This is a genomic window from Streptomyces avermitilis MA-4680 = NBRC 14893 (assembly GCF_000009765.2).
Taxonomy (GTDB): Bacteria; Actinomycetota; Actinomycetes; order Streptomycetales; family Streptomycetaceae; genus Streptomyces; species Streptomyces avermitilis.
The window spans coordinates 979,516-995,360 of record NC_003155.5; the positions used below are offsets into that span (position 1 = coordinate 979,516).

The 15,845-nt window shown below is 67.5% G+C and carries 13 protein-coding genes; 1 reads left to right on the forward strand and 12 read right to left on the reverse strand.

Going from position 1 to position 15,845, the window contains the following annotated elements; genetic code table 11:
• Positions 1 to 66 precede the first annotated feature (66 nt).
• The 9 genes from SAVERM_RS04595 to SAVERM_RS04635 form a co-directional block, all read right to left on the reverse strand.
• Complete coding sequence (locus tag SAVERM_RS04595) at positions 67 to 3,276, reverse strand: alpha-L-rhamnosidase (protein ID WP_037650651.1); 3,210 nt, start codon at positions 3,274 to 3,276, stop codon at positions 67 to 69.
• A 354-nt stretch (positions 3,277 to 3,630) separates the two neighbouring features.
• On the reverse strand, positions 3,631 to 4,008 hold the full coding sequence (locus tag SAVERM_RS04600; RefSeq protein WP_010982267.1) for a hypothetical protein: 378 nt from the start codon (positions 4,006 to 4,008) through the stop codon (positions 3,631 to 3,633).
• Positions 4,008 to 4,247, reverse strand: coding sequence for a hypothetical protein (locus tag SAVERM_RS04605; protein ID WP_037650653.1), 240 nt, complete (start codon positions 4,245 to 4,247; stop codon positions 4,008 to 4,010). Before SAVERM_RS04605 ends, SAVERM_RS04600 begins: the two co-directional genes overlap by 1 nt.
• 151 nt (positions 4,248 to 4,398) lie before the next feature.
• A complete protein-coding gene (locus tag SAVERM_RS04610) occupies positions 4,399 to 5,445 on the reverse strand; it encodes a LacI family DNA-binding transcriptional regulator (RefSeq protein WP_010982269.1) in 1,047 nt (348 codons plus the stop codon).
• Entirely contained in the window at positions 5,442 to 6,473 is a 1,032-nt protein-coding gene (locus tag SAVERM_RS04615) for a Gfo/Idh/MocA family protein (protein WP_048894531.1), read from the reverse strand. The genes SAVERM_RS04610 and SAVERM_RS04615 overlap by 4 nt, the downstream gene beginning before the upstream one ends.
• Positions 6,473 to 7,258, reverse strand: a complete 786-nt coding sequence (locus SAVERM_RS04620) for an HAD-IIB family hydrolase (protein WP_242432293.1) — start codon at positions 7,256 to 7,258, stop codon at positions 6,473 to 6,475. Before SAVERM_RS04620 ends, SAVERM_RS04615 begins: the two co-directional genes overlap by 1 nt.
• Positions 7,259 to 7,295: 37 nt before the next feature.
• Entirely contained in the window at positions 7,296 to 8,456 is a 1,161-nt protein-coding gene (locus SAVERM_RS04625; RefSeq protein WP_244905193.1) for a DegT/DnrJ/EryC1/StrS aminotransferase family protein, read from the reverse strand.
• A gap of 197 nt (positions 8,457 to 8,653) precedes the next feature.
• Complete coding sequence (locus SAVERM_RS04630) at positions 8,654 to 9,811, reverse strand: glycosyltransferase (RefSeq protein WP_202497295.1); 1,158 nt, start codon at positions 9,809 to 9,811, stop codon at positions 8,654 to 8,656.
• 30 nt (positions 9,812 to 9,841) lie between these two features.
• A complete protein-coding gene (locus tag SAVERM_RS04635) occupies positions 9,842 to 11,317 on the reverse strand; it encodes an MATE family efflux transporter (protein ID WP_010982274.1) in 1,476 nt (491 codons plus the stop codon).
• A gap of 395 nt (positions 11,318 to 11,712) precedes the next feature.
• Here SAVERM_RS04635 and SAVERM_RS45275 point away from each other — a divergent pair, with 395 nt between their 5' ends.
• Positions 11,713 to 11,841, forward strand: coding sequence for a hypothetical protein (locus SAVERM_RS45275; protein WP_255253747.1), 129 nt, complete (start codon positions 11,713 to 11,715; stop codon positions 11,839 to 11,841).
• 127 nt (positions 11,842 to 11,968) lie between these two features.
• On the opposite strand, the gene SAVERM_RS04645 is transcribed toward SAVERM_RS45275, so the two are convergent.
• Genes SAVERM_RS04645 through SAVERM_RS04655 form a run of 3 tightly spaced genes read right to left on the reverse strand, consistent with a single transcriptional unit; the run spans position 11,969 to position 15,833 of the window.
• Positions 11,969 to 13,216, reverse strand: coding sequence for a cytochrome P450 (locus SAVERM_RS04645; RefSeq protein ID WP_037650657.1), 1,248 nt, complete (start codon positions 13,214 to 13,216; stop codon positions 11,969 to 11,971).
• A complete protein-coding gene (locus SAVERM_RS04650; RefSeq protein ID WP_063774042.1) occupies positions 13,213 to 15,033 on the reverse strand; it encodes a non-ribosomal peptide synthetase in 1,821 nt (606 codons plus the stop codon). Before SAVERM_RS04650 ends, SAVERM_RS04645 begins: the two co-directional genes overlap by 4 nt.
• Positions 15,030 to 15,833 (reverse strand): thioesterase II family protein, encoded by an 804-nt coding sequence (locus SAVERM_RS04655; protein ID WP_010982278.1) that lies wholly within the window; start codon positions 15,831 to 15,833, stop codon positions 15,030 to 15,032. The genes SAVERM_RS04650 and SAVERM_RS04655 overlap by 4 nt, the downstream gene beginning before the upstream one ends.
• Positions 15,834 to 15,845: the final 12 nt, after the last annotated feature.

Sequence of the window (15,845 nt, forward strand, 5' to 3'; positions counted from 1 at the left end):
TCCGAGTGCCCGGTGAGGCAGCGTCGTCTCGGGACCTCCGGGCCCCTGGGGCGGACCGCTCAACGGTCACACGGTGAAGCGGTGGCTTCCCGAGCCGACCTCGAACACCGCGCAGCCGTCCTCCGCGCGCACGAACGTTCCGTGCGTGTGCTGGACGCGGTCGGGGTGATCCGCCGGGATCCACACCTCGGCGGTGGTGTTGGGCGGCACGCTGCACGTCAGCACGAAGCCGCCGGACCGCTGCTGCCACCGGGTCGACACCGGACCGTGGAGAGAGGCGAACGTGGCCCGGGCGGAGGTGACTTCGCCGCCCGGGCGGGGGCGGATGACGACCTGCCGGTAACCCGCTCGGCCCGGAGCGATGCCGGCGATGTTGGCGTACATCCATTCACCCACCGAGCCGTAGGCGTAGTGGTTGAAGGAGTTCATCTCCGGGGTCTGGAAACCGCCGTCCGGCTGGATGGAGTCCCAGCGCTCCCACATGGTGGTGGACCCCTTGTCGATCGGGTACCCCCAGCTGGGGAAGGTGCGCTGGTGCAACAGCCGGTAGGCGACATCGGTGTGACCGGTGTCGGTGAGGACGGGCAGCAGCCGTGGGGTGCCGAGGAAGCCGGTCGACAGATGCCAGTCCTTCGCCTCGATGAGGGCGACGAGACGGTCGGCCGCCGCCTTGCGCAGGGCGTCCGGCACCAGGTTCATGGACAGCGTGAGGACGTAGGCCGACTGCGTGTCGCCCTTCACCTTGCCGTCGGATGCGACGTACGCCGTCTGGAACGCCTTGCGTATGCGGGTGAAGAGGTCGGTGTAGGGCGCGGCGTCCTTGCCCAACTCCGTTGCCATCCGCGCTGCCAGGTCGGCGCTGTGCGCGAAGTAGGCGGTCGCGATGACGTCCTTGGGCGTCTCGTCGGACACGTTCAGCCAGTCGCCGTAGCCGTCGGCCGGCCGCAGCAGGCCGTCACTGTGCTTCTCCAGATACCTCAGCCAGGCGTGCACGGACGGCAAGGCGTCCGCGAGGACCTGTCGGTCGCCGTACGCCTGATAGAGGGCCCACGGGACCGTGACACCGGCGTCTCCCCAGCCCGCGACGCCGTTGCCGAGGTTGCCCACGGCGGGTGCCACGTCCGTGAAGGCACCGTCCGACGTCTGCGCGTCGCGGAGATCGACCAGCCACTTGGTGAGGAAGCGGGCCGACTCCATCGTGTAGGCGGCCGTCGGCGCGAAGACGTTGATGTCGCCCGTCCAGCCGAGCCGTTCATCACGGGCCGGAGTGTCCGTCGGAACGGAGAGGAAGTTGCCGCGCTGACCCCAAGTGATGTTGCTGTGCAGCTTGTTGAGCATCGGCACGTTCGTCTCGAACTCGAACGTGAACGGCGCGGAGGTGTGCATGACCCGCCCGGTCACGGACGTCGTCGACGGCTTGCCGGGGAATCCGGTCACTTCGACGTAGCGGAATCCGTGGAAGGTGAAACGAGGCTCATAGGTCTCCTCACCTTGTCCCTTGAGGGTGTACGTGTCCGTCGCCGCGGCCGACCGCAGGTTCGCGGTGTAGATCGTGCCGTCGGGGTTGAGGACCTCCGCGTGCCGCAACCGCACCGTGGTGCCCGCGTCGCCCGACACGCGCAGCCGCACCGACCCGACCATGTTCTGGCCCAGGTCGAGGACGAAGACGCCCGGCTTGGGCTCGGTGACCTTTCTGGCGGGGAGTTCTTTCGCGATGCGCACGGGACCGTCCACCTGCGCGACGATCTGCTCCGGGACATCGTTGTCAGCGCCGCGCACCGCGAGCCACGCCCGGTCGTCGAAGCCCGGTGAGGTCCACCCGGCTGTCTCTTTCCGCGCGTCGTAGGTCTCGCCCGACAGCAGGTCGGCGGACACGATCGGTCCCGAGGCGGCACGCCAGTCGGGCCCCGACGTGATGCGTTCACTGGTCCCGTCGGCGTACTCCACCTCCAACTGGGCGAGAAGCGCCGGGCGTTCCCCGTACTGGTGCGGACCGAACATGCCGACGTTGCCCGCGTACCAGCCGGGGGCCACATAGGCGGCGAGCGCATTGGCGCCCGGGCGGACGGAGCTGGTGACATCGTAGGTCTGGTACTGCACGCGCTTGCGGTAGTCGGTCCAGCCTGGGGCGAGTTGGTCGCGTCCCACGCGCCGGCCGTTCAGATGCGCCTCGTACAGGCCGAGAGCCGTGGCATACAGACGGGCGCGGCTCACCTTCTTGTGCGGCAGCCGGAACTCGTGGCGCAGTTGGTTCGCGGCGGACGCGACCGGCGCGACCCGGCCCCACGGCCCGGCTCCCCATGCGGCGGCCACCTTTGCCGCCGGCCATCCGCTGTCGTCGAAGTCCGGCTCGCGCCAGCCGTCGGCCGGCTCGTGGTCCGTGGACTTCCACGAGGCGTCACTGAAGATCTTCTTCTCGCCGGAGGCCGTGGTGAGGACCAGTACGCAGATCCAGCCGGCGGGCCCGACGGAGGCGTTGGAGGCGGAGACCGCCAGGGTGTTGTTGCCGGAGTGCACGTGGTCCAGGACGTCTATGACGGCCGGACGACGCCAGCCCTCGTTGTCGGCCTCCAGGTCCGTGCGCGCCACCTCGGCGCCGTCGACGGAGACGGCGTAGACGTTGTCCGCGCTGATGGCCAGCGTGGCCCCGGTGATGTCGTCCGGCAGGTCGACGGTACGGCGGAACCACCGGGTGGCCGCCGGAGCGCTGTTCGCCGGTTCGCCCTCGGGGAACCAGATCCACGAACTGCCCTCCAGGGAAGGGGCCTCCGTGAGGGGCGCGGGAGCGGAGATCCACTTCGCGGACCACTGGGACGCGCCCATCAGGCCGGTCTCCCACCACGAGGGCGCGCTCCACTCCGAGGCGCCACCGTCGGCATCCCACACCCGCACCGACCAGAAGTAGCGGGTACGGGGCTTCAGTGGCGGACCGGCGTACGGGACGAGGACGGAATCGTCCGAGACGACCTTGCCGCTGTCCCACACGTCCGGGTGGGACAGGCCCGCGGCGCTCGATGCGACACGCACTTGATACGCGCTCTGGCGCCGGCCCGGTGCGGCCGAGGCCATCGGCCAGCTCAGGCGCGGGTGGGCCGCGTCCAGGCCCAGTGGTCGCTGAACGTATTCGACGCTCGGAGAGGTGACTCGCAAGGCACTCATGCCCGCCCTTCCCTCGGCAGACGTGGGCGCGGGCGCGGCCACGCCGGGTCCGGCTCCGGCAGCCACGGCGCCCACCGTGGCTGCGGCGCCCGCGAGGATGTTCCTTCTACTGATCACAGCGGCCCCTAGAGGTAGAAGGTGAATCGATTCACAGCGGTGAACGTAGGGGGCGCACGAGACGCGCGTCAATGAGCGTGCGTAGCCTTTGTTCGCCGACGATCAGGCAGCCTGCGGGAACGGACGGAGGCTGTCCGATTCGGCGGTGCCGCACTCGGATTGAACCCTTTCAATTCGAGTGCGGCGCCGATTCCAGCACACTCGCCCATCCCAGTACGAGCACCACGTACGCACCGCCGTCCGCCTCGCCACGGTGGGCAGACGGCGGAGGTCAGCCGAGTACGGGCGGGCGGTGGCCGGCCTCCCCCGTCCAGCCAGGGGTTCTAGGGGTTCTACCTGCCCGGCTGAGGCGGGTCAGACCTTCCAGGTGCGCAGTTGGTCGGCGACGGCGAGGATGCCGAGGCGGGTGTCGCGGATCTTGCTGACGAGGTCGGACAGGGCGCCGTAGGGCGGGTCGATGCCCTCACCGGACTGGTCCATGTACTGGGCGGCGATGAACGCGGCGAACAGGCTGTTGCGGTGCGGGAGAGGCTCCAGGCGCACGATGGTGTGCATCAGCGCGGCCGCCCGCCACGCGGCGTCCGGGTCAGCTGCGGCGAGCGTCGGCAGCTTGGTCTTGTGGCGGGCGATCGCCGCCACAAGCGCGGAGTAGTCCGAGACCGACATGTCCTCACGGCCGAGGGCGGCCTCCTGGACGTCGAGCAGCCAGGAGACGTCGACATAGAAGTGCATCAGGCGGCCGCGGCCCCGTCCCGGCGCTCGGACGGCGGCACCTCGTCGGCGAACGCGTCGTCGAACTCACGCCGCAACCGGTCGGCCCACGCGGTAGCCCCAGCGACGAACTGCTTGCGCTGCATCTCGCGGACGCCGAGGTCGTGCAGGTACTGCTTGAGGCTCTTGCCCTCGGCCGCGGCAGCCGCGCGCACACCCTCGAGCTCTTCGTCGGTGAAGGACACATTCAGTGATGGCATACATCGATGGTACCTAGTTGGTGCCTGGGGCGTCAGGCCCCACACGGTCACGGCGGGGACACCGAGAGAAGCCGACAGCCCCGCCGCCACCAAAACCCTCCTCGCCGACAGGTGTCTCACACCCCACTGCACGGCCCTCGGACCCCGTTGATCAGGCCGTTTTCCGGAGGATCAGCCGGGTGGGAGTGATGACACGGTGAAGCGAGTGGTCGCCATCGTCCAGGGGCGTGGCCGGGATCCGTTCGAACAGCAGACGCGCCATCAGGCGTCCCATGCCCTCGATGTCCTGGTGCACGGTCGTCAGTGACGGTTCGGTGGTCTCCACAAGTGGTGGCAGGTCGTCGAAACCGATGACAGCGACGTCCTCAGGGACCCTGCGCCCGTGCTCCTTCAGTACGCGCAGCGCGCCACAGGCCATCAGGTCCGACGCGGCGAAGACCGCGTCCAGGTCGGGACACCGGGCCAGCAGCTCGGCCATGGCGTCCACCCCGCCCCGCAAGGTGAAGTCGCCCTCGACGATCAGATCGGGTGCGCTGTCCGGCAGCACGTCCCGGTAGCCGTCGAGCCGGTCGACCGCGGCCGCCTGGTTGAGCGGGCCGGTGATGGTTGCGATGCGTTCGCGTCCCTGCGCGACCAGATGGCGGACGGCCTCCCGGGCTCCGCCGCGATTGTCGGCATCGACGTACGTGTACCGGTGACCGCGGTCCTCCGGGCTGAGGACCGGGCGCCCGCCGAAGACGGCAGGCAGGCCCATCCGATCGACCATCTCCGGAAGCGGGTCGTCCCCGCGCAACGAGAACAGCAGTGCGCCGTCGACGTGCCCGCCGCCCAGGAAGTTGCCCACGCGCGGGTAGTCGTCCGGCTCCTCGATCAGCAGCAGCACCAACTGCGCGCCCTGGCGGACGAGTTCTTGACGGATGCCGCGCAGGTGCCGGTCGAAGAACGGGTCGACGAAGAGGCGATTCTGCGGCTCGGTCACCACGACAGCGATCGCGTCGTTTCGCCGGGTGACCAAGCTCCGGGCGGCCTGGTTGGGCACGTAACCGAGCTCGGCCACCGCGGTGCGAACACGTTCGGCGACCGCGGGGCTCACTCGCGGCGAGCCGTTGATCAGGCGCGACACGGTGGACCGTGACACCCCGGACTGCCGGGCCACGTCCTCGAGCGTGGGGCGTTGTCCTTGGGACCGTCCGGTCACATGCGTCCTCCGATCCGGAGCAGTTCTTGCAGAACCTGCTGGGCCTGGTAGCCGTCCTCGAAGTCTGCCAGAGTTCCCGATCTCTGGGATGCGGTTACGGCACCGGCCCAGTCGTGGAGTTGGTCGAGGAAGGAGTCTCCCCAGCCGGTGACTTCTCCCCGTGGATCGTCGAGCCGGCTGGGCCCGAGGAGCTTCACCTGCTCCCAGTCGATCCCGGTCCGCAGATGAAGGACCGGACCGTCCTGCGAGTCGTGGGAAAGGTCGCCGCGGCTTCCCATGGCAGCCAGCGTGAACCCGGTCTCTTCGGGCTGTGAGGCCTTGGAAGCGGTCAGCGTGAAGGACGGGCCGCCCTCGATCCGGCCGCTGACGAAAGCATGATCGTCCACCTCCACGGCGTGACCGCCCTTGGCGGCGACCTTCGTCCGGAGCGCGACTTGGCAGCTCGCGAGATCGACGGGGCTCCGGAAGAGGTGATGGAGCATGTCGATCAAGTGCACTCCGAGGTCACCGAGTGCGCCACTGGTATGGCCTTCCGCCGCGCTGTCGCGCCAGGTGAAGTGCTGACGGGTGAGCGCGCTGGCACGTTTGAAAGCGACGTCGACGTGGACGACGCGTCCGAGCATCCCTTCACCGATGCGATTGCGGGCTTCTCGGATCACGTTGAGGTAGCGGTAATTGAATCCCACGGCGCACACGCCTGGTGCGACCGCGGCCAGGGCGCGCATGTCGGCCGCTTGCAGCAGGGAGACTGCCATGGGCTTCTCGCACAGCACGCTCCTGCCGTACGCGACCGCCTCACGCGCGTAGTCGGCATGTGTTCGGTTCGGCGAGGCGACCACCACACCGTCGGACGCCTTGTACAGCTCGTCGGGGGACGCGAACGCCACCGTTCCCGACGCGCGGGCCAAGGACTGTGCTCTCTCCCGGTCCAGGTCGAATACGCCTGTCAATAACGTGTTCTCACAGGCCGCCACCGCTTCGGCGTGCATGTGGCCGATGTTGCCGGCGCCTATGATTCCCACTCGCATCACGGTAGAACCCCCCTGAGCTCGGACAAGATTGCGTCGGCGTGAGATCTCGCGGACACCTGCGGATACCGGGCTCGGGCCTCCTCGGTACAGTTCCCGACCAGAAGTCCCCGGCCGACGGCGGTGAGCATCTCCAGGTCGTTGCCGCTGTCCCCGAAGGCGAAAGCGTCCGCCTCACTCACCGCGTACAGGCGGCATATGTACTCGACAATGTGACGCTTGCCGCAGTCCCGGGGAAGGAAGTCGACGTCATAGCAGTCGTCCGGATCCCCGGCGGCCGGATTGCAGCGGCTCAGGTTCACACCGAGCGAGAGCCTGTCCGCGGTGCGCCTGATCAGAGCGAGTTGACGAGCGTCCCGCTCGGGATCCTGCGCGAAGTAGTAGTAACTGATCACGCGGCTGCCGGGAGCGCGACAGGACTGTGGAACGAGCGGCACTCCCCGCGTGCGCAGTTCCCGGAAGGCCTCCTCCGCAAGGCCTTCCAAGTGCTCGCCGGTGGTGAGCATCCGCCGTTGCCAGCCCGGCTCCGGCTGTATCCCCGCCTCGCTGATGACGTGCAACTCGGTGCCGAGCGAGCAGGCTATGAAGTGCGGCAGGAAACGGAGGCCGTGCCGACGGGCCTTGCCCAGCACGGACGACAACGAGCTGCCGGTCACCCAGCCGAACAGCAGCCCGTGCCGCTCGCCGGCGTCCTCGAGGTAGTTCTCCAGCGCTTGCCGAGAACGCACCTGTTCAGGTGTGCCGCTGTGCGCCAGGTACGTCTCGTCGAAGTCGGAGAACACCACGGTCCGGACGGTTGACGCTGTCGGCAGCGGGCCTATGTCAGTGAGCGGTGGCACGGAATGCGGCATGCAGGGCTTCGATCACTCGGTCCTGTTCGGAGAGGGACAGATTGTTGTGCAGTGGCAGGTGGAGAACCCTCGCGTGGACCTGCTCCGTCAAGGGCAGGGCGACGTGTGCGAAATGCTTGCGGTGCAACGGTGTCTGCTGACGGTGGGTGAGTACGGGGTAGTAGATGTCCGTCTCCACTGCGTCAGCCGTCCGCATACGTGCTTGGATTGCGTCCCTCGCCTCCCGTCCGGCGGCTACCTGCACGCCAAACAGATGCCACGCGTGGTCGGGTGTGAAGGCGGGCAGGACAGCCGTGCCATCTGCCGCGAGCTCCTCCAAGGCGTCGAGATAGCGCTTGGCCAGGAAGGCCCTGCGGTAGCTGTTCAGGGTCAGGCGTGGAAGAAGCCCGAGGGCGACTGCGGCGGTCGAGTTGTCGATCTTGGCGTTCAGACCGAAGGCATCCTCCTTGACATTCTTCCGCTCCGGGTCGAAGCCGTGGTAGGCGAACCTCCGTGCCGATACGCCGACTTCAGCGTCACGGGTCACCACGGCGCCGGCCTTGCCGGTCAGTCCGAAGTTTTTGTACGGATTGAAGCTGAGCGCAGCTGCGTCCGAGTGTTGTCCGACTCCGGTGACGCCGATGGCCTGGCACGCGTCCTCCACAAGACCCAGGCCGTGGCGACGGGCGATCTCCGCAAGGCCCGGGACGTCGGCGAAGCGGCCGTAGAGATGGACGGGGAGGATGGCCCTGGTTCTGGGAGTGATGGCGGTCTCGACGAGAGCCGGGTCCAGAGTGTGGCGCACGGGGTCGATGTCGACGAGGACCGGGGTGGCGCCACAGGCCCATACGGCGTTCTCGGTGGCCGCGAAGCTGTTCGCGGGCATGATGACCTCGTCGCCGTGGCTGACGCCGACCGCTCGCAGGGCGATGATCAGGGCATCCGTGCCGCTGCTGGTCGCCACCGCATGCGGCACTGCGAGGAACTCCGCCAGGGCGTCCTCGAACTCGCCTATCGCGGATCCGCTCGTCAGTTCGCCGTCGGCCACCACGCGGGCGAAATGTTCGACGGCGATGCGTTGTTCGTCCCGCGTCCACAGCCGCGACTTGGGCAGAAAGGGCACCGGATCGCCGGCCGCACGACGGGGATCCACGGCGAAGACGGAGTCGGGGCCGGACGGATCGAGCCGCCCGACGTCCTCGGCCAGGGAATCGGACAGGGCTCGGTTGGCGAGGCTCCGGGAGCACCGGTACACCGGGACCTCGTGCCGCCGCACTTCCCCGACCAACCGGTGGATGCTTGTGCTGTCGCCGGTGAAGGAGTCGTTCAGGAAGGTGGTCATCGGCGTCTTCACACCTCGGCCGCATACTTGAGGAGCGCAGCGCAGCCGAAGGACTTCGCTGCCTGCTGGAGCAGCTCCGGGCTGGGCTCCTTGAAGTAGAGCAGTTCCCGTCCTGTCCGCATCGCCTGTACGGCCGTCGGCAGTTCCCGGTCGTCCGTGATGTCGACGACGATCAGGTCGTGCGCCGCCCCGACCCTGGCGATCTCTCGTTCGGCGCTGTCCAGATTGTCCGCGTCGACGACCAAGACCTCGTACGAGTGCCCGATCGGCAGTCTCTCGGCGACCGCTCGGCACGCGAACTCGAAGCGGAGATAGGCGTCGAACCAGCTGGGACGGCTCGTGCGACCAGGATCGAAGTAGGAGTCGAGCACCCATTGCAGCCTGACTTCGAGTTCCGGGTGCTTCGAAGTGAAGTACTCGAAGTTTTCCCGCCAGTCCGCGTAGCGCTCCTGGTCCGATTCGGGATGAAACTGGTGATATACGCGGGAATACAGGTTGTGAACGAAGGCCAGGCCGCGTCGGTGCAGACGATAGCCGAGTTCAACGTCTTCGAAGCTCCACTTTTGTATGTTCTCGTCGAACCCGCCGACGGCCAGCAGGTGTTCCTTGCGTACGGAGACGTTGCAGCCGTAGAAGAAGTGCCAGCCGGTGGCAAGGTTGCCCATGTTCTGCGACAGGGTGGCGGTGACCTGGGCACGCTCGTCCTGATCGGCGACCGGGGGAAAAGCCTCAGGAGTGAAAGAGCGTTCGAGGAGGGCGAGATCGACGGCTCCGGGCGCCTGGTAGTCCCGGAAGCCGATGGCCACGATCGCGGGGCGACCACGGTGACACCGGATGTGCTCTTGAACGAAGAGCGGGTCGATGATCTGGTCGCCGTCGACGAAGACAATCAATTCGCCGTCCGCCGCACGGATTCCAGCGTTCCGCGCTGCGGAGCGGCAGGACTTTTCGGTACGCGGCACATAAACGCGCCGGATCCGGTAGGTGAGCGGCAGCGAGTCGACGACCTCGCCGGTGCCGTCCGTCGAACCGTCGTCGACCAGGACGACCTCGAACTCGTCGGCCTCATCGAGTCGCTGATGATTCAGGGACACCAGACAGGGAGCGACAAGGTCCTTCGAGTTGTAAGTGGGGATGACGAGGCTGACTTTCACACGATTCTCCATGGAAATATAGGAGCTGACGGCAGCGGGTTTTCAGCTTCCGGCAACGGGAGCGCTCTTCGGCTTCCCCACGATGCGATGGGCCCTTTGGGGGGCAGAGATGTGTCGCCAACGGATGCTGAGCAGGAGGGCTCGGAGATTCTCGTCGATCGCCATGGCGATCATGACACCGATGATGGCGAGGCCGAGCGGCAGCGAGAGGGCGTACGCCAGGGGAATGAAGACTCCCCAAAGGACGAGGATTCCGACGGCGGCCGGATAGGTGACATGGCCGACGGCGCGCAACGTGCTGGCCGTGGTCATGATCAGAGAGGAACCCGGAAGATAGAGCAAGCCGCACCACAGGAGTAGGCGTCCGGACTCCGCCACCTCCGGGGAATCGGTGAACTGATCCATGATCCACCCGCCCGACAGGCCGGCCAGAAGCGCCAGGGTGAGGGCCACACCCACCCCCACCAGCCGTGTCGTTCTGGTGATGCGTCTGATCCGGTCCAGTTCGCCGGCACCGGCAAGATGGCCGACCGCGATCTGCAGTCCCTGCGAAAGCGCCGAGCCGAACATACCGATCATGTTGGTGATACTCAGCGTGTACATGCGTGCGGCAAGCTCATCGGGGCCCACGGCGGCGATGATGCGCGTGGTGGTGATTTGGGCGGCTTGCCAGAACGCCGGCTCCAGCATGGTGGGCAGGGCGAACGCCATGAGCAACGCGCCGTGCTCCCGCAGCCGCTCCGCACTCGGCGGACGCCGAAACCGGATCCGAATTCTGAAGAAGACCAGCCACGCGCTGAACAGAAGTCCGGCCGCGGTGGCAAGGGCTGTGGACAACGCGATTCCGCGCACGCCCCAGCGGGGCCCTGCCGGAAGCAGGACCAGGAGGTAGATCAGCACGATGTTGACGATGTTCGTGAGCACTGCGGCGAACATGCCCGCTCGGGTGAATCCGTTCGCCGCCATGACACCACCGAACATGGCCACCAGGGAGTGCAGGGCACAGCTTCCCCCCACGACTTGCAGGAAGGTGGTGCCATAACTCAGTAGCGGCCCTCGCAGGCCCAGCAGCTGCGCCATCTCCCTGGCCCATATGAGCAGGACGGCGCTCGCGACCACACCCAGCAGAATGTGCAGGAGCAAGGCTACTGAATAGCATTCCTGGACTTTTCGGTGTTTCCCCTGTCCAAGCATTCTGGCATACACGAGGCTGCCGCCCTGCCCCAGAAAGGAGAACATCATCAACACAAAGGTGGTGACTGTGTTGACGGATCCGACGGAAGCCGCGGCGGCGTCCGATATACGCCCCAGGGCCCAGGTGTCCACAAGCCCCATGCAGTAAGTAAAGGTCAGCTGTAGGAAAATGGGCCAGCTGAGAGAGAAAACTCCTAAATTCACCTTTGGTGGCACGATGACGTTTCTCTCCGCTCCCCCAGATCCCCCGCAGTGATTCTCACCTTGAGAATCCAGTGGATTGCGGTTCCACCGTCTGCGTCGAGCAACTCGCGCCCGCCCCACTGATCAGTTGGATGCTAGCCACCCGATCCACTCGGCGGGAAGAGCCGACTGCATCGACAAACCGGCACCCACCCATTTCTCGTCAAGGCATCGACATCCCCTGTGCGGGAGAAAACCACTTGGAGTGACCCGCAAACAGGGAAAATCCGCCCTGAAGTATTCGATCGCATGGATGCCCTGCAGAGCACAGCGTGACGAAAGGGGCTGGAGTGGCTGTTGTGGTGTGGCCGATCTACCTCTGATCTCGGCCAGTGGTCCGCCCTTCAGGACTCTGCTGAGGATTCCGCGTGCTCGAAGCGGATCACCCCGGAGCGGGCACCACCGCGAACTCGTTCGCCTGACTCAACAGCGCTAACAAGGAGCCGGAGCCGTACTTCGCGCTCAACCTCGCGGGTATGCGCGCACACTCTGAGTTCGCCGGGGACGGCGCGCCGTGGTTCTTCCCTTCCGGGAACCTGGAGTGGGCAGTGACGGACCGGCACGAGGACGCCGAAGTCACCGAAGTAGCGGTGAAACCCCAGTAGCCTCCTGCCTCGTCCTGGGCGGTCACGATCGTCACCGCCGCCGCGAGCCGTGACATCGCCTCTCTGAACACTCGGGCGTCCGGCACTCCGGAGGCCGGCAGGTGGTCCGCGTGACGCCGAGGCGTGGTCACGACGCGTCCTGCGCCACCGTGGCGTGGACCGGGAGACAGGTGAGACCGAGCATGAAGTTGGAGCGGAGGCGGGCCGGCGGGCCGGCGGGTTCGAACGTGATGCCCCGCCGCACGATCTCCTTCAGGAGCAACGCAATTTCCATCTGCGCGGCACCCATCCCGATGCACCGATGCACACCGACCCCGAAGGCGATGTGCCGGTTGGGTGTGCGGCGTACGTCGAATCGGTCAGGGTTTGGGAACTTCTCCTCGTCGCGGTTGGCGGACGCGTTCCACAGCGTCACCGGATCACCCGCGCGGATCAGTTGACCGTGCAACTCGACGTCACGTGTGGCGACGCGCTGCACGTAGGCGTTCGTCGACGTCCAGCGGAAGATCTCCTCCACTGCGGTCGGCAGGAGTCCGCCATCGTCGAGCAGCCGTTGCGCCTGGTCGGGAAAGTCCATGAAGGCCTGGACGGCGGCGGACGCGGTGAAGGGGGTCGTCTCGTTGCCACCCACCGCCACGTTCAGGCAGTTGTACAGGACCTCGTCCTCGGTGAAGCGACGGCCGTTGATCGAGGCTCCCAGCAGAATGCTCACCAGGTCGTCCGAGGGGGCGCGTCGCCTCGTCTCCATCAGGTCCATCATCACGTCGAAGATCTCGACTTGGGAGGAGACCAGCACCGCCGGCGGTGTCGAGTCGCTGTGATACCGAGGATCCTGGAATCCGATCATGGAGCGGGTCAGTGCGAGGAGGTGCAGGGCGTCCCTCCGCTCCAGGCCGAACATCGCCGCCAAAAGCCCGGCCGGCAGTTCGGGTGCGACGTCGGTGGCGAAATCACCGCCGCCGTCCTTCAGCACCCTGTCGAGCGCGGCGTTGACATAGTCGCGTACAACGCGACGGGCCCGGTCCATGAGAGCGGGCAGAAAGGCCCTGTGCACCTGCTGGCGCATCAGCCGGTGCTGCGGGTCGTCCGAGGCGATCAGCATACGGCCGGACGCGGAGTCCGCGTCCCTCCTGTGCGACCCGCCCATCACCGTCCCCCACCGGGACGAGAACAGGCCCGCGTCGACGTAGGCGTCGTGGACGTCCTGATAACGCGTCAGTGCCCAAAACCCGGACGGCCCCACGCCACTGGCGGTGTCGCCGCCGGTGGCATTCCAGTGGACGGGGCGATCACGGCGCAGGACTCGCCATGCCTCGTGTGGGTCCCCGTCGGTGAACAGGTCGAGGTCGGCGAGGTCGATCACCATGGCCGTCATGGTGTGAGCGCCTCCTTCCGCAGCCCGTCGATCAGGCGGGCCTGTTCCTCCAGCACGCTGTGCTCGAAGAGCGCTTCCGGGGTGACCGGTACGTCCAGTTGCCGCCGCAGCAACAGACGCACCCGAACCGCCAGGAGGGAATGTCCGCCGAGCGTGAAGAAGTCGTCCAGGACGCCGACCGACTCGACGTTGAGCAGGTCCTCCCAGATCGTGGCGAGAAAACGTTCGGTGTCGGTGCGCGGGGCCACGTACCGGTTGCGCCGGGAGGCATGATCCCCGAGCATGTCCGCCAGGCGGTGCCGGTCCCTCTTGCCGTGGGCGTCCGTAGGCATCGCGTCCAAGACGATGATCTCCGCCGGTACGAGATGAGCCGGCACCGTGGCCCTGAGGTGGCCGCGCAGCTCCCGCAGCAGGAAGTTCTCCCGGCCGACGACCACGAAGGCCACCAGCCGCTTCTCCCCCGGTTCGCCGTCGCTGAGGACGGCCGCCTCCGACACCGCCTCGTAGCGGCACAGGGCCCGTTCGACCTCCTGTGGTTCCACCCGGTGACCTCGAATCTTCACCTGGCTGTCCGTACGCCCCAGGTACTCCAGCGCGCCGTCCTCACCGGAGCGCACCCGATCTCCCGTGGCGTACATCCGCGTGCCGTCGCCGGCGAACGGGTCGGCCACGAATCTCCGTGCGGTGAGCCCCGGGCGCCCGAGATAGCCACGCCCGACGCCTGGCCCACCCACGTACAGGTCACCCGGCACGCCCGCCGGCACCGGCCGCAGCCGCTCGTCCAGTACGTGGAGCCGGGCGCGGCCGAAGGAGTGGCCGATCGGCACCTGCTCTCCCAGAAGCGCGATGTCGATCACGGGGAAGCCGCTGCACGCGACGGTGGCCTCGGTGGGGCCGTACAAATTGAACAGCTCCCCGGTGAAGCCGCCCTCGCGCAGCGCACGGCAGGTCGCGGGGAGCAGGACGTCGCCGCCGGAACACAGCAACCGCAGTCCAGACAGAGCCTCGCGGTCGTGTCGGGCAAGGTGGTTGAGGGCGATGGCGGGGGCCAACATGGCGGTGATGCGGCGTCGGCGAAGCTCCTTGCCGAGGTCGGTCTCCATCAGCTCCGGGATGCCCGGCACCACGACGACCTCCGCTCCTCCGGCGAAGGAACGCCACACCTCGAAGGTGAAGGTGTCGAAGGAGATGCTCGACGACTGCGCTGTGCGGTCCCCCGGGCGCAGGAGCGGCAACGTGTCCGCGAGCGCGAAGTCGACCATCTGTCGATGTTCCAGCACCACCGCGCGGGGTGTTCCGGTGGAGCCGGATGTGAAGAGCACGCAGGCCGCGCCGGCGGGCTGCGAAGGCGCGAGCGACGCCGGCGGTACGGCGGCCCGGCCGTCGACATCACCGCAGGACCCGTCGGCGGCCGGGCCACTCGGTGTGGATGGCCACTCCAGCACGGACAGACCTGTCTGCGCCATGCGTTCCACCCAGCCGGGGGCGACGAGCACGTGGGTCACCGCGCCGTCGCGAAGCATCTGGTCACGGCGCTGTGCGGGATACACCTCGTCGATGGGAAGGTAGGCGGCGCCGGCCCGCAGGATGGCCAGCACGGCGACAACCACCGGTACTCCCCGCGGCATGTGGACCGCGACGGTGTCCCCGGGGGACACCCCGCGCGCGATGAGCTCGCGTGCCGATGCCCTGGTGGCTTCTTCGAGTTCGCGGTACGTCAATCGGGCGTCGCCGTCGCTGACGGCGACGGCCGTCGGGTGCCGCAGCGCGGTCCGTTCGAACAGTTCGCTCAGCGTGCTGGGCACGTGCGCCTTCATGGTGCGCCTCCGGTGGTGGTGGTCGCGCCGGACAGCGCGTCGGCGAACTCGTCCTCCAGCACACGGGTCAGTGCCGTGGGCGCGGCGAGATAGCTGAGCTTGCCGCCCTCCAGGACCCGGTGGCGCGTGTTCCCGTACGCGTTCCACTGATGCATGGTCTCGGGTGACACTTCCGGGTCCGCGGTCCAGCCGATGGCCGTCAGCGGGCTGTGCACCGGACGCGGCGCCGGGATCCGGTAGCCGTAGCACAGTTCCACGTCCGCCCTCAGGACACGCAGGGCCAGCGGGAGAAGCTCGGGCAGAATCTCTCCTCCGCCCAACGCCTGCGACACGTGGTTCAGTTCGTCGGCGAACTCCTCGTCCGTCATGGACGGGTGGTAGATGCCGCTCACTCCCGGCTCCGGAGCACGGTATCGCCGCTGTGCGTGCAGGTGCGGCGCGGCGGCGGACGACACCACGAGCAGGGTCGCCCGGGGCAGTCCCAGGTCCTCGATGCGGGTGGCCAGCGCGTGGGCCAACAGGGCGCCCATGCAGTGTCCGAACAGCACATAGGGCCGGTCGAGATGAGGAGTCAGGGCCTCGGCGGTCTCCGCGGCGAACTCCGGCACGGTGCGAAACGGGGTGTGCCGGATCCGATTCTCCCGGCCGGGCAGCTGTACAGGGCATACCTCCAGCGGCCCGATCCGGGTCGGCCATCGGCGGTACGAGGAGGCACCCGTGCCCGAATAGGGAAGGCAGAAGAGGCGGGCCCGGGCCTCCGGCGAGGGCGGCCTGAGCAGCCACCGTCCGGTCGATTGCATTGCTGTCCTCCA

Bases quoted from the DNA above. Each gene is read 5' to 3' on its own strand.
- SAVERM_RS04600 (WP_010982267.1), bottom strand. From the start codon at position 4,008: ATGCACTTCTATGTCGACGTCTCCTGGCTGCTCGACGTCCAGGAGGCC.
- SAVERM_RS04605 (WP_037650653.1), bottom strand. From the start codon at position 4,247: ATGCCATCACTGAATGTGTCCTTCACCGACGAAGAGCTCGAGGGTGTG.
- SAVERM_RS04615 (WP_048894531.1), bottom strand. From the start codon at position 6,473: ATGCGAGTGGGAATCATAGGCGCCGGCAACATCGGCCACATGCACGCC.
- SAVERM_RS04630 (WP_202497295.1), bottom strand. From the start codon at position 9,811: ATGGAGAATCGTGTGAAAGTCAGCCTCGTCATCCCCACTTACAACTCG.
- SAVERM_RS45275 (WP_255253747.1), top strand. From the start codon at position 11,713: ATGCGCGCACACTCTGAGTTCGCCGGGGACGGCGCGCCGTGGTTCTTC.
- SAVERM_RS04645 (WP_037650657.1), bottom strand. From the start codon at position 13,216: ATGACGGCCATGGTGATCGACCTCGCCGACCTCGACCTGTTCACCGAC.
- SAVERM_RS04650 (WP_063774042.1), bottom strand. From the start codon at position 15,033: ATGAAGGCGCACGTGCCCAGCACGCTGAGCGAACTGTTCGAACGGACC.
- SAVERM_RS04655 (WP_010982278.1), bottom strand. From the start codon at position 15,833: ATGCAATCGACCGGACGGTGGCTGCTCAGGCCGCCCTCGCCGGAGGCC.